This is a genomic window from Streptomyces sp. SPB074, from assembly GCF_000154905.1.
Lineage (GTDB): Bacteria > Actinomycetota > Actinomycetes > Streptomycetales > Streptomycetaceae > Streptomyces.
Genome location: NZ_GG770539.1, coordinates 4,583,150 through 4,594,592 on the forward strand (window position 1 = coordinate 4,583,150; position 11,443 = coordinate 4,594,592).

The 11,443-nt window shown below is 72.9% G+C and carries 14 protein-coding genes and 2 pseudogenes; 12 read left to right on the plus strand and 4 right to left on the minus strand.

All coding sequences use genetic code 11. The features are described 5' to 3' along the window. The first annotated feature begins 146 nt into the window (after positions 1-146). The 5 genes from SSBG_RS19275 (at position 147) to SSBG_RS33330 (ending at position 4,029) form a co-directional block, all read left to right on the plus strand. The gene (locus tag SSBG_RS19275) at positions 147-1,133 is read left to right on the plus strand and encodes a TetR/AcrR family transcriptional regulator (protein WP_008747748.1); all 987 of its coding nucleotides are present in this window, start codon (positions 147-149) and stop codon (positions 1,131-1,133) included. A 108-nt stretch (positions 1,134-1,241) separates the two neighbouring features. Then, complete coding sequence (locus SSBG_RS19280) at positions 1,242-2,042, plus strand: NAD(P)H-binding protein (protein WP_037870157.1); 801 nt, start codon at positions 1,242-1,244, stop codon at positions 2,040-2,042. 29 nt (positions 2,043-2,071) lie between these two features. Next, positions 2,072-2,677 carry a TOPRIM nucleotidyl transferase/hydrolase domain-containing protein gene (locus tag SSBG_RS19285; RefSeq protein ID WP_008747750.1) on the plus strand — a complete coding sequence of 202 codons (606 nt, stop codon included), beginning with the start codon at positions 2,072-2,074 and terminating at the stop codon, positions 2,675-2,677. 35 nt (positions 2,678-2,712) lie between these two features. After that, on the plus strand, positions 2,713-3,432 hold the full coding sequence (locus tag SSBG_RS19290; protein ID WP_008747751.1) for a VOC family protein: 720 nt from the start codon (positions 2,713-2,715) through the stop codon (positions 3,430-3,432). A 282-nt stretch (positions 3,433-3,714) separates the two neighbouring features. After that, positions 3,715-4,029 (plus strand): hypothetical protein, encoded by a 315-nt coding sequence (locus SSBG_RS33330; protein WP_008747752.1) that lies wholly within the window; start codon positions 3,715-3,717, stop codon positions 4,027-4,029. Between the two features lie 149 nt (positions 4,030-4,178). Here the strand turns inward: SSBG_RS33330 and SSBG_RS19295 are convergent. The 3 genes and pseudogenes from SSBG_RS19295 to SSBG_RS35880 form a co-directional block, all read right to left on the minus strand. After that, positions 4,179-5,016: pseudogene (locus tag SSBG_RS19295) on the minus strand (IS5 family transposase); the annotation flags it as partial. A gap of 103 nt (positions 5,017-5,119) precedes the next feature. Beyond that, positions 5,120-5,893, minus strand: a complete 774-nt coding sequence (locus SSBG_RS19300) for a hypothetical protein (RefSeq protein ID WP_008747754.1) — start codon at positions 5,891-5,893, stop codon at positions 5,120-5,122. Further along, a complete protein-coding gene (locus tag SSBG_RS35880) occupies positions 5,890-6,075 on the minus strand; it encodes a hypothetical protein (RefSeq protein WP_037870159.1) in 186 nt (61 codons plus the stop codon). The genes SSBG_RS19300 and SSBG_RS35880 overlap by 4 nt, the downstream gene beginning before the upstream one ends. Before the next feature lie 107 nt (positions 6,076-6,182). Between SSBG_RS35880 and SSBG_RS19310 the strand changes: the two genes are divergently transcribed. The 5 genes from SSBG_RS19310 to SSBG_RS19335 all read left to right on the plus strand — a co-directional run bounded on the left by SSBG_RS19310 (position 6,183) and on the right by SSBG_RS19335 (position 9,078). After that, entirely contained in the window at positions 6,183-7,016 is an 834-nt protein-coding gene (locus tag SSBG_RS19310; RefSeq protein ID WP_008747755.1) for a helix-turn-helix domain-containing protein, read from the plus strand. After that, entirely contained in the window at positions 7,013-7,204 is a 192-nt protein-coding gene (locus SSBG_RS19315) for a DUF397 domain-containing protein (protein ID WP_008747756.1), read from the plus strand. Before SSBG_RS19310 ends, SSBG_RS19315 begins: the two co-directional genes overlap by 4 nt. A gap of 443 nt (positions 7,205-7,647) precedes the next feature. Next, positions 7,648-7,869 carry a DUF397 domain-containing protein gene (locus SSBG_RS19325; RefSeq protein WP_008747758.1) on the plus strand — a complete coding sequence of 74 codons (222 nt, stop codon included), beginning with the start codon at positions 7,648-7,650 and terminating at the stop codon, positions 7,867-7,869. 139 nt (positions 7,870-8,008) lie between these two features. Beyond that, positions 8,009-8,215: a DUF397 domain-containing protein gene (locus SSBG_RS19330; RefSeq protein ID WP_008747759.1), complete on the plus strand. Its 207-nt coding sequence runs from the start codon at positions 8,009-8,011 to the stop codon at positions 8,213-8,215. 11 nt (positions 8,216-8,226) lie between these two features. Further along, positions 8,227-9,078, plus strand: coding sequence for an RCC1 domain-containing protein (locus SSBG_RS19335; RefSeq protein ID WP_008747760.1), 852 nt, complete (start codon positions 8,227-8,229; stop codon positions 9,076-9,078). 148 nt (positions 9,079-9,226) lie between these two features. Here SSBG_RS19335 and SSBG_RS19340 read toward each other — a convergent pair whose 3' ends face one another. Continuing rightward, positions 9,227-10,018, minus strand: a complete 792-nt coding sequence (locus SSBG_RS19340; RefSeq protein WP_008747761.1) for an MBL fold metallo-hydrolase — start codon at positions 10,016-10,018, stop codon at positions 9,227-9,229. Between the two features lie 132 nt (positions 10,019-10,150). On the opposite strand from SSBG_RS19340, the pseudogene SSBG_RS19345 reads away from it, so the two are divergent. Beyond that, a pseudogene (locus SSBG_RS19345) lies at positions 10,151-10,803 on the plus strand (ABATE domain-containing protein). A gap of 52 nt (positions 10,804-10,855) precedes the next feature. After that, positions 10,856-11,392: a GNAT family N-acetyltransferase gene (locus tag SSBG_RS19350; protein WP_008747763.1), complete on the plus strand. Its 537-nt coding sequence runs from the start codon at positions 10,856-10,858 to the stop codon at positions 11,390-11,392. The last annotated feature ends 51 nt before the right edge of the window (positions 11,393-11,443 follow it).

Sequence of the window (11,443 nt, forward strand, 5' to 3'; positions counted from 1 at the left end):
CAGCGGCGCGAGGGCTGGGGCGCGGGGGTCTACCGCCGCGCGGACGGCTGGGAGTACCTGCCGGACCGGGGCTGGGTGCACAGGGGGGCGGGGCCGGACTGCGGGGGAGGGTGCGAGGTGGCCTAGGGTCGGGTGTCGTGGTCGAGATGAACAGCGAAGAGGCGCGGGGTCCGGAGCCGGAGGGCGCGGGCCCCGGGCCGCGTACCGGGAGGGCGGGGAAGACGGGGAAGGGCGAGGAGTCCGGGAAGGGCGACACGGCGGCCGGGAAGGCCGCGGGGGCCGCGGAGGCCGACGCGTCCGGCAAGGGCGACGCCTCCGGAAAGGCGCCCGCCCCGGACAAGGCCCTCGCCCCGGACAAGCCCCCCGCCCCCGGCAAGGCCCCCGCCCCAGCCCACGGCAAGAACGGGAGCCCCGCCCGGCCGAAGAACCCTCCCAAGGGCGAGCAGACCCGGGCCCTGATCATCGAGACCGCCCTCCGCCTCTTCCGTGAGCGCGGGTACGACAAGACGACCATGCGGGCCATCGCGCAGGAGGCCGGGGTCTCGGTCGGGAACGCGTACTACTACTTCGGCGGCAAGGAACACCTCATCCAGGGGTTCTACGACCGCATCGTCGCCGAGCACGCGGTGGCCGTGCGCCCAATGCTCGACAAGGAGCGGGACTTCGAGAGGCGCTTCCTCGGCGTCCTGACGGCGTGGCTCGAAGTCGCCGCTCCGTACCACGAGTTCGCGAGCCAGTTCTTCAAGAACGCGGCGGACCCGGAGAGTCCGCTGAGCCCGTTCTCGCCCGAGTCCGAGTCGGCGCGAGGCGTCTCGCTCGGCATCCACCGCGAGGTGCTTGCCGGTTCCAGGGCGAAGGTGTCCCCGGAACTCGTGGACGCCGTGCCCGAGTTGATGTGGCTCGCGCAGATGGGCCTGGTCCTGTACTGGGTCTTCGACCGCTCCGAGAGCAACGAGAAGACGTACCGCCTCGCCGAGCGCGGCGCCCGCCTCACCGCCCACGGTGTCCGCCTCTCCCGCTTCCGCCTCCTGCGCCCCCTCGTCAACGAAGTGCACGACCTCTTCAAGGACTTCCTCCCCGGCATGGCCGAAACGGTCGCCCGCCGTGCCGCGTCGCGCGACACCTCGGACTGACCCCACACTCCCCTCCGCTCCCGCGTCCGCGCGGAAATCCCTTTGCGGGGCGGGCGTGCGGTGCCGACGATGGGGGCCGTCTCATCCTCGGGAGCCACCGTGATCGTTGTGACCGCCGCCGCGGGGCAGTACGGGCATCTCGTCGTGGAAGGGCTGCTCGCGCGCGAAGTGCCCGTCGCCGCCGTCGTGCGGCACCCGGAGCGAGCCGCCGGGCTCGCCGCCGCGGGCGCCGAGGTGCGGTACGGGGACTACGACGACGCCGGCTCGCTGCGCGCCGCCTTCGCCGGGGCCGAGCGGCTGCTGCTCGTCTCCTCGCCCGAGCTGGAGACCGGGCGGCGCGTGGCGCAGCACGCCACGGCGGTGGACGCGGCGTGTGCGGCGGGTGTCGGGCTCCTCGCGTACACGAGCTTCCTCGGCGCGGACACGCGGGCCGAGGGCATGACGGCGGCGCACCACGCGACCGAGCGGCACATCGAGGCGAGCGGGCTCCCGTACACGATGCTGCGGCACCCCTTCTACAGCGACGCCTTCCTCCACGCGGGGCTGCGCGAGGCCGTCGCGGCCGGTGTCCTGGAGGACGGTACGGGCGGGCGCGGGCTCAACACCGCCTCGCGCGCCGACCTCGCGGAGGCGGCGGTACGGGTCCTCACCGGTGAACGTGCCGGCCCGGCCTACGACTTGACGGGCGCTCCGTGGACGTACCAGCAGCTCGCCGCGACCCTGACGCGGGTGAGCGGCGCGCCCGTCGCGTACGCCGAGCGGACCAGCCCCGTGCCGGGACCGGCCGGGTGGCTCGACGGGCAGATCCGCGCGGGCGCCCTGGAACACTGGACGGACGACCTCGCCGACCTCCTCGGCCGCCCGCCGACCTCGCTGGAGGAGGCGGTGCGGGCGGTGCTGGCGAAGTGAGCGGCCCCGCCCGGCCGCCCGGTTCCGGCGTGCCGTCCGGCATCGAGGCGTTCCGTGCCGCGCTGGCCGCCCGGGTGGCCGGTGGCGCCCCCCTCGCGGCGGGCCACGGTTTCCGCGGCGCCGTCCTCGTCGAGGGGCTCAGTGATCTCGCCGCCGTCGAAGCCCTCGCGGCGCGCGAGGGCCGCGACCTTCCCGCCGAGGGGATCGCCGTCGTGCCGATGGGCGGAGCCATGAGCATCACCGCATACGCGGAGGCGCTCGGCCCGCACGGGCTCGGCCTGCGCCTGACCGGACTGTGCGACGCGAACGAAGAGCCCTTCTACGTCCGGGGATTCGCGCGGGCGGAGGTCCGCCACCCCTCCCTGCACGTCTGTGTGGCCGGCCTGGAGGACGAACTCCTGCGCGCGCTCGGCACGGACCGCGCCGAGGAGGTGGTCGCGGCGGCCGGTGAGGAGCGCCGCTGGCAGACCTTCCGCCGACAGCCCGCGCAGCTCGGCCGCCCCGTGCACGACCAACTCCACCGCTTCCTCGGCACGGCGAGCGGTCGCAAGATCCGTTACGGCGCTCTCCTGACGGAGGCGCTGGAGGCCGGACGCGTACCGGCACCGCTGGCGGCGCTCTTCGCCTGCCTGTGACCGCCCCGCACGTCCCCGGACAGATCGGAACCCCCATGACCGCACGCCTCGACGCACTCTGCCTCTCGGCCCAGGACCCCGCACGCCTCGCCCGCTTCTGGCACGAGCTGCTGGGCGGCGGCGAAGTACGGGAACGGCCCGGCGGGGTACACGAGTTCACCCCAGCGGACCACCCCGGCCTCCCCCTCCGCTTCCGCCCGGGAGCGGGGGCCAAGCGGAGCCAGAACCGGCAGCACTTCGACCTGACGAGCGAGTCGGCCGAGGGCCAAGAGGTCACCGTCGCCCGCGCGTTGTCGCTCGGCGCACGCCATACGGACGTGGGGCAGCGCCCGGAGGAGGGTCACCGGGTGCTCGCGGACCCGGAGGGCAACGAGTTCTGCGTGATCGAGCCGGGCAACAGGTTCCTCGCGGGCTGCGGCAGGATCGGCGCGCTGGCGTGCGACGGCAGCCACGCCGTGGGCGTCTTCTGGAGCGCTGCGCTCGGCTGGCCCCTGGTGTGGGACGAGGGCGAGGAAACCGCGATCCAATCCCCGTACGGCGGAACGAAGTTCACATGGGGCGGCCCCCCGCTCATGCCCCGCACCGAACCTGACCGCTTCGTCCCCGACCTCGTCCCGGAGGTTCCGACCGGGTACGACGCCGAGGCGGCCCGCCTCACCTCGCTCGGCGCCCGCCTCCTCACGCGGGAGGCCGGTCACACGGTCCTGGCGGACCCGGACGGCAACGCGTTCCGGCTGCTCGACGGAGCGGAGTGACGAAGGCCCCGCGAGCGGCGCCGGGAGATACGAGCACCTAAGGGGCCGCGCAGATAGGCGTCCGCTCTTGGGTGACGGTTCGGGCGGTCGTCTCAGCGGTGGGCTGTCCACGTCCTCGGCACGGGCTACGGATGGTGATGATCACATCAGCGAGGTCTGGTTAGAGGGTAATCACACCGTCATGTCCGGATGCTGGAGCTACTGTGAAGCGGCACCAAGGCGCGGCGGTCCAACTTTGACCGACCAGCCACCGTCCGCGACGAAATCGGGAGCTGGTTCTCGTTGGAGAAGCCCTACTGGCAGCCGTATTGGTGGCGGCTGCTGTTCCGTGCGGACGGCGAGCCGGGGTGGACGGTGATGGGTCCCGGGGAGTTCAGCCAGGTTCCGAACAATGCGCTGAAGGACGCGTCCCTCGAACTGTGGGCCAACGCCCTGCTGGAAGATTCGCCCGACGAACTCGACGACCTGCGGGGTGACCTGCTTCTTGAGTGCTACACAGAGCCCGCTCCCGCAGATGGCACTCCGCCGGTGTATTCACGCCAGGTACGGCTGCCGGGATATGCCCTGCCTCCGTACCCCAAGAGGCGACACGTCTGAACACCAGCCGAGTCCGCCAGGCAGGACGGACCGGGGATTCCCGTCCGGCATCGGCGACCGGATTTGGATCACCGCTCGCCGAAGGACGTCGGAGGAGCGTGATGAAAAGGCATCCACGAGTTGGAAGCCGCGCAGGTGGGTGTCAGCCATGGTCGGCGTCGGGGGCGGGTGTCCCAGCGGTGGGTGGTCCAGGCCCGGCGGATCAGACTGCGTATGGTGATGACCGTGTCGGCGAGGTCGAAGAAGGCTTCGACGACACTGGTGCGGCGTTCGTAGCAGCGGGCGAGGTGGTGGGGCGTTCTGCCAGGCGTGGGCGCGCTCGACATGCCATCGCCTGGTGGCCTGGACCGGTGCCTTGGTCCTCTTGCGTGCGATCTGGCCGCGCAGCCTCCGCTCGTCGAGCACGGCACGGGACTTGTCCGAGTCGTAGCCGGCGTCCGGGTGGGCGGTGATCTCGTCGGGTAGCGGCCCAAGTTCTCCCAGAAGGTCGAGAGTTGGTGCCAGAAGCGGCGAGTCGTGGCGGTTGGCGCCGGCCAGGACGCGGCCGAGCGGGATGCCGTAGTCATCGGTCATTGCGGACCGTTTCATGCCCTGCTTGCCGCGGTCGAGAGGTGACCGTCCGGCCGCTTCGCCGCCGCCAGGGGACTTGGTGATGGCGCCGTCCACGGCGATCTGGTCGAGGACGAGGCCTGCGACGCGGTCGTAGGCCTGGAGGGCGATCTGCTTCAGGCGGGCGAACAGGCCCAGTTCGATCCACTCGTCGTGGCGGCCGCGGATCGTGGCGGCCGAGCAGGTCGAGTCCGCTATCGCCTCGTAGGAGCAGCCGAATCACAGGACTTGGAGCAGCTTGTCGAAGACGATCCGGTCGCTGATCCGGCGTCGGTGGCAGCCCAGCGGGTGGGCCGGGTTGAACTCCGGCCGCTGCGGCAGCAGGGCGGCGAATTGGTCCCGGAGTGGTTCGGTCAGCCAGAATGGCAGCACAGGCACAGTTCTCCCCAATGATCACAGAGCGTCGCAACTCCATGATCACGGAACCTGCGCCTGTCTCGTCTGCCGACCGGTCCCACCAGCCGCCTATCTGCGCGGGCTCCTAAGCGGGCGCGCCTGTTGGCGCGGGCACGCACCTGCCGGGGTGACCGGGGTAGAGGCCGCACGGGTGCGGGCCGGGCTGCTCGCGCGGGCACGGCGGGAGGCGGCGGGCCTGGTACGGGGGTACCTCGCGCGTGAACGTGACCCACACCGCCCCCTCGCGCAACGGCCGCACGACGCCGATGTGTTCGACCCCGTCGTGCGCGGCGAGACCACAGCGCGTCCGGGGCACGACGGCCCCGCCCGGTACCCCGAGGCTCGCACGCTTGGCGAAGATCCCCATGATCTCCGGGATGTCCGTCTCGGCGTCACACCGGTCGGGGAGGACCGGCACCGGCTCGCAGCCGTCGGCCTTCCGTGCGGCACAGGTCTCGTTCGGGGGAATCGGCCGGGCGCCCAACTCGTACCACGTGCCGCCGACATCCGGGCACCGCAACGTGAACGGGCAGCCCGGGGCGAGCACTTCCCGTACACGTGCCTGCCGCCCCGCGTCCTCGGCCCACGCGCGCAGCGCGGCCGGGGCGTCGGGCCACCGCGCCGCGACGGGCCGTACGAGCCCCGGCGCGAGCCACCGCGCCACGGGCCCGGGATCGAGCCGCACCGCGAGCCGCGACGCCTCGTTCCGCAACCAGCCGGCCGCCTCGTGATGCGCGAGCACCGGCACCCGCCCGAGCAGCACGGCCTTGCGCACGTCCCCACCCCGCGACACCACGGTGTAGGGGGTGTCCCCGACGGAGACCGCCGCCGCGACGGCGCCCGGGGCCGCGCCGCTCACCTCGCCGCTCCCTCGTGCGGGTGGCGGGCGATGAGCACGCGGCAGTCGGTGGCGCGGGACTGATCCCCGCGGGCGACGGCCTCGCGTTCCTCCGCACGGAGGCGGCGACAGGTCGGGCAGGCGGAGGGAGGGGCCGACTCGGACCGCGCCGTGGCGCCCAACTGCCGGGAGTGGACAGGCATAGGGGATCACTCCTCTGTGTAGCGAAGTGGCTACCGATGGTCCCAAGGTGGCCTATCGTGGGTGCCTCATCAACTTGCGTCGTCTGATTGGTGAAAAGGGGCCGCTGATGGTCAACCGGAAGTCGCTCGACCCCACTTCCTCGGGTGCTGCCGCCTACGGCGCGTATCTGCGCAGGCTGCGCGACGAGCGAGGCTGGTCCCAGGAACACCTGGGCAACCTCCTCGGGTGCAGCGGCGGCCACGTCTCAGCGGTCGAAACGGGCCGCAGAGACCCGACTCAACAATTCTCAGCACGATGCGATCACGTGTTCGGCACGGGGGACGTTTTCGTGCGCCGCACGGCGAAGCTCAGGAATCGGCCGTTGCTGGAGGGCGTCGCGGAGTTCCTGGAGCACGAGCAGCGAGCAACCGAGATTCGACGCTTTGAGGTCGGTGTGATGACTGGCCTCCTGCAAACTCCCGCGTACGCCCGCGCCTACGAGGCGGACGCCGTGCGGCGAGGAGCGGTGACCCCGGAGCAGGCCGACGAACGAGTGGCGTTGCTGCTGGAACGGCAGAAGGTGCTGGACCGTTCCCCACTTCCGCCATTTACCTTTGTCGTGCTTGACGAGGGGTGCCTTCACATAAGAATGGGGGACGCTCGCCTCATGCGCGATCAGTTGGGGCACCTGCTCGACTTCGCGGCACGGCCGACAAGCGTCCTCCAGGTGACGCCCTTTGCTACTGGGGCGCGCAGCCCCTTCCGCCTCCCGATCACCATCCTGACCATGCCCGACCGGTCGCTCATGTCCTACGCCGAGTCGGCGCACCGGGGGCACCTGGACAGATTGACGGCAAACGTAGTGCCGAGACTGGCGGCCTACCATCAGCTACTCAGGGATGCGCTCCCGCCGGCGGATACCGTTGCCATGATCAACACACTACGGAAGGGCCTGACATGACCACCTTTTTCGAATGGCGTACTTCCTCCTACAGTGGGCAAGGCGGCGATTGCGTCGAGGTCGCGGCCAACTTGGCGCCCCTGACCGGCACCGTCCCCGTCCGTGACAGCAAGCGCCCTGAAGGTGACGTGATCGCCTTCGGCCGCAGTGCCTTCACCTCGTTCCTCGGGGCTGTTCGCCAGGGATGACCCCCTGGAGTTCCGCATCCGCGAGAGCCCGTCGTCTCCCCGGCAGGGGGGCGACGGGCTCTGCTTGTGCGGGTCGTGGCCAATTTTCCCGGCCGGTGCGGACGGGCCGGTCAACCGGCGGATTCTGGCCGAGTGCTCGGGCTCCATCTGGAAGAGCTGGCCTCGCGCGCGGAGTCGTACCCGCACGTGGTGCCGGGGTTGCTCCAGACCCGTGCGTGCGCGACGGCGATCCCGCACGCCAGTCCGTTGTGACGTGTGAGAACCCCGTCCGGCTGCGGTGCGTCCCGGAGGGGTCGGCGTTGTGACGTGACGTCGGCGGGGCGGACGTGATGATGGGGCGATTGCAGCGTCCCCTCGATGTCATCGAGGAGAGCGCTCGTGCCTTGATTCGCAGCTCCTACACTTCGAAGTGGGGGCGCCGGACTGCATGAAGGACCCGACACATGAACAAGAAGGTTGACCTCACGAACGCCGCGTGGGCGAAGAGCGAACTGTCCAATGGTGGTGACAACTGTCTGGAGGTCGCGTTTGTCGATGGCGTCGTCGCGTTGCGGGATTCCGTGGACGTGGGCGACCCGGCTGCTCAGGTTCTGGTCGTCTCGCGCAAGGACTACGAGCTGTTCGCGGCGAGCGTGCGGGCGGGGCAGGCCGACCTGCTCCCGTAGGGGCTGGCCGGTCCTTGGGGGTCCGTCGCGGTCTGTCGGTGGCGGCGGGCTTCGTCGTGTCGCGTGACGGGTATTGCCGTGTCGTCATCGGGCACGTCCGCTGGCGCGTTCAGTGATGCGCGAGGCGAGGAGAGACCTCATGGCGGCACGACTCCCTCACTGGTTCACGTCCTCCTACAGCGGTCAGGGCGGCGAGTGCGTCGAGGTCGCTCCCGGTCTCGTCGTCTCCCACGGCGTCGTTCCCGTGCGTGACTCGAAGCGGCCCGCCGGTCCCGTGCTCCGGGTCGCCGTCCCGGCCTTCGCCGGGCTCGTCGCGATGGCGAAGAGCGCCCGGCCCGCCGCGTAGGAGGAGGCGGAATGCCTGCCGACGCGTCGCCGCTGGCGGCCGGGAGGCGTCATTCGGTGGCGCGGCGCCGGGACGGGACCGTGCTGGCAGTCGGCGGGACCGCCGCCGGTGAATGCCGTGTCGGGCGGTGGCGCGGGATCGTCGTCGTCGCGGCTGGGAACGTCCATGCCGCGCGGAACACGGGCCGCTCCCACACGGTGGGGCTCCGCGCGGACGGCACCGTGCGCGCGACCGGCTGGAACGGGGACGGGCAGTGCGAGGTCTCCGGGTGGGAGGGCGTCACGGCCGTGGCCGCCGGGTGGCGTCGCACGCTCGGCCTGCTGGCCGACGGCCGCGTGCTGGCGGCCGGCCGGGGCGCGGAGGGGCAGTGCGACGTATGGTCCTGTCGCGAGGTGGTCGCCCTCGCGTGCGGTGACTGGCACTCGGTCGGCCTCCGCTCGGACGGTTCCGCGCTGGCAGTCGGGAACGACCGGCGCGGGCAGTGCGCCGTCGAGGGGTGGCGCGACCTGCGCGCCGTCTCCGCCGGGACGCTCCACACCGTCGGCCTGAGGGCCGACGGGCGGGCGGTGGCGACCGGGGACCCCGGTTCCGGGGCGTGCGAGGTCGGCGGGTGGGAGGACGTGGCGGCACTCGACGCGGGCAGTCACCACACCGTCGCGGTGACCGCCTGCGGACGGGTACTCGCGGCGGGGGACAACAGCCACGGGCAGTGCGACGTCGGGGGCTGGCGGGACGTGGTCGCCGTGGCGGCAGGCGCGGCGCACACCCTCGGCCTGCGCGCCGACGGCACGGTGCTGGCGGCCGGGAGCGACGCGGACGGGCAGTGCCGGACCGCCGCCTGGTCCGGGGTCCACGCCGCGTAGAGCGGAGCGCCAGGGGGGCGCCCCTTGGCGCGCGAGGCAGCCGCCGTCCCCGGCCCGCGAGGCAGCCGCCGTCCCCGGCCCGCGAGGCACCCGCCCCCCGGACGCGGCGGGTGCCTCGTGGTGGGGCCGTGCCTCAGCCCCGTACGGCTCAGCCCCGTACGCCCCAGTCCAGGCGGTCCGCCAGGTCCGCCTTCGTGAAGGCCGCCTCCAGGTCCGTGCGGCCCTCCGTGAAGTGGGACCAGCCCTCGTAGTGGACGGGGACGACGCGGCGGGCGTCCAGGAGACGGGTGGCCTCGGCCGCGCCCGCGCTGTCCAGGACCAGCGGGGCGCCGCCGAAGCGGGCCGGGATGGAGGGGGCGCCCGCGAAGAGGAGGGCCGTGCCCACCGGGCCGACGCGCTCCGCGATCTCGGCGACCGCGTCGAGCGAGGCGTTGTCCCCGCTCACGTAGACCGTCGGCAGCCCCTCGCCCGTGAGGACGAAGCCGACGACCTGGCCCGTCAGGGGCTCGACCTGCTCGCGGGGGCCGGGACCGTGCACGGCGGGCACGCCCGTGACGCGCACGCGGCCTCCGGCGAGGTCGTACGACTCCCAGTCCGCGAGCCCGCGCGCGTTGCCGCCGAGGCGCCCGGCCCCCGAGGGGGTGGTGAGGACGAGACCGGCGGAGGGCAGGAGCGCGCGGCCGGAGACGTCCAGGTTGTCGCCGTGCTCGTCGTGCGAGAGCAGCACGACGTCCACCGGGCCGAGGTCCCCGGGAGCGGTGGGGGAGGGCGCGGTCTTGGTGAGCAGCGGGCCGGGGCCGGGGAAGTCGCCCGGCTCGTCGAAGGCGGGATCGACGAGGAAGCGGATGCCGCCGTAGGTGAAGAAGGCGGTGGGGCCGCCGAAGACGCGGATGGGAAAACCGGCTTCGGCGACGGGCCCGGCAGAAGTGGACGCGGTCATGGGACGCCTTTCGGAATGAGTTCTCACGGATAAAGCGCATCGCATCCGTGAGGTGGTGTGAGCTGAAAGGTAGACCCTCCTCATGGATGCGCGCAATGTCATCCGTGAGCTTGTCGCCGTAGACTGTCCGGCGTGAGCGCGGACGAGGGGTACGACGAGGAGCGGCGGGAGCACGCCCGGAGCGAGCCGCCCCCGGCCGCTCCCGGTGAGCCGCCGCCGCCCGCCCCCGGCGAGTCCGCGCACCCCGCCCTCGCCCTCGCCAACACCGCGATCGCCCTCCCCGGCGGCCGTACGCTCGACCTCCTGGCCGTCCCCGCCGAGGCCGAGGACTGGCTCGCCGCGCACGGGCTCGCCCCGGCCGGGATCGGCGTGCGCGAGCAGTGCGCGACCCAGCTCCGCGCCCTGCGCGAGCACGTACGCTCCCTCCTCGCCGCCCGCGCGGACGGGCTCCCCCCGCACCGCTCCGCGCTCGCCGCCGTCAACGACGCGATGACCCGCGCGCCCGCCGTGCCGCTCCTGTACTGGGACCCCGCGCGCGGCCTGCACCGCGCGGCCCCGCACCCCGTGGACGCGGCCCTCGACCACGCCCTCGCCGCGCTCGCGACGGACGCCGCGGACCTCTTCGCGGCAAACAAAAAAAAAACCGCCTCGCCGCCTGCGCCTCTCCGCCCTGCAACCGCTTCCTGCTCCAGCACGGCCGCCGCCGCCACTGGTGCTCGACGCGCTGTGGCGACCGCGCCCGCGCCGCCCGTGCCTACGCCCGCCGCACGGGACCGGCGGCCTGACCCGCGGGCCCCGCTCTCCCGGGAACGCGCCGCCGCCCGTCACACTTGACCCATGACCCTCCTCGTCACCCCCCGCCTCCACCTGCGCCGTTTCCGCGCCGAGGACGCCGCCGCGCTCGCCGCGTACCGCTCGGTGCCCGAGGTGGCGCGCTACCAGGGGTGGACCGCCCCGGTGGGCGAGGAGGAGGCTCACGCACTCGTCCGGCAGTTCGCGGCCGGCGATCCCGGGGCGCCCGGCTGGTTCCAGTACGCGGTGGAGGAGCGCGCGACGGGGCTGCTCGTCGGGGACGTCGGGGTGCGGCTCGACGCGAACGGGATGCAGGCCGACCTGGGATTCACGCTCGCCCCGGCCGCGCAGGGACGCGGGTACGCCACCGAGGCGGTACGGGCCGTGCTCGGCGACCTCTTCGAGCGGCGCGGGCTGCGCCGGGTCTCGGCCGAGTGCGACCTGCGCAACGCCGCCTCCGCCCGGCTCCTCGAACGAGTCGGCTTCCGTCGTGAGGGCCTGCGTCCGGCCTTCACGTGGCTCAAGGGCGAGTGGACGGACGACCTGCTGTACGGGCTCCTCGCGGAGTGGTGGCGCGGCTGACGGACGCCCCGTCGGCTTCCGGCCCCGGCCCCGGCCCCCGCCCCAGCCCCG

Bases quoted from the DNA above. Each gene is read 5' to 3' on its own strand.
- SSBG_RS35880 (WP_037870159.1), bottom strand. From the start codon at position 6,075: ATGCCTGTCCACTCCCGGCAGTTGGGCGCCACGGCGCGGTCCGAGTCG.
- SSBG_RS19290 (WP_008747751.1), top strand. From the start codon at position 2,713: ATGACCGCACGCCTCGACGCACTCTGCCTCTCGGCCCAGGACCCCGCA.
- SSBG_RS19315 (WP_008747756.1), top strand. From the start codon at position 7,013: ATGACCACCTTTTTCGAATGGCGTACTTCCTCCTACAGTGGGCAAGGC.
- SSBG_RS19310 (WP_008747755.1), top strand. From the start codon at position 6,183: ATGGTCAACCGGAAGTCGCTCGACCCCACTTCCTCGGGTGCTGCCGCC.
- SSBG_RS19330 (WP_008747759.1), top strand. From the start codon at position 8,009: ATGGCGGCACGACTCCCTCACTGGTTCACGTCCTCCTACAGCGGTCAG.
- SSBG_RS19340 (WP_008747761.1), bottom strand. From the start codon at position 10,018: ATGACCGCGTCCACTTCTGCCGGGCCCGTCGCCGAAGCCGGTTTTCCC.
- SSBG_RS19335 (WP_008747760.1), top strand. From the start codon at position 8,227: ATGCCTGCCGACGCGTCGCCGCTGGCGGCCGGGAGGCGTCATTCGGTG.
- SSBG_RS19325 (WP_008747758.1), top strand. From the start codon at position 7,648: ATGAACAAGAAGGTTGACCTCACGAACGCCGCGTGGGCGAAGAGCGAA.
- SSBG_RS19275 (WP_008747748.1), top strand. From the start codon at position 147: ATGAACAGCGAAGAGGCGCGGGGTCCGGAGCCGGAGGGCGCGGGCCCC.
- SSBG_RS19350 (WP_008747763.1), top strand. From the start codon at position 10,856: ATGACCCTCCTCGTCACCCCCCGCCTCCACCTGCGCCGTTTCCGCGCC.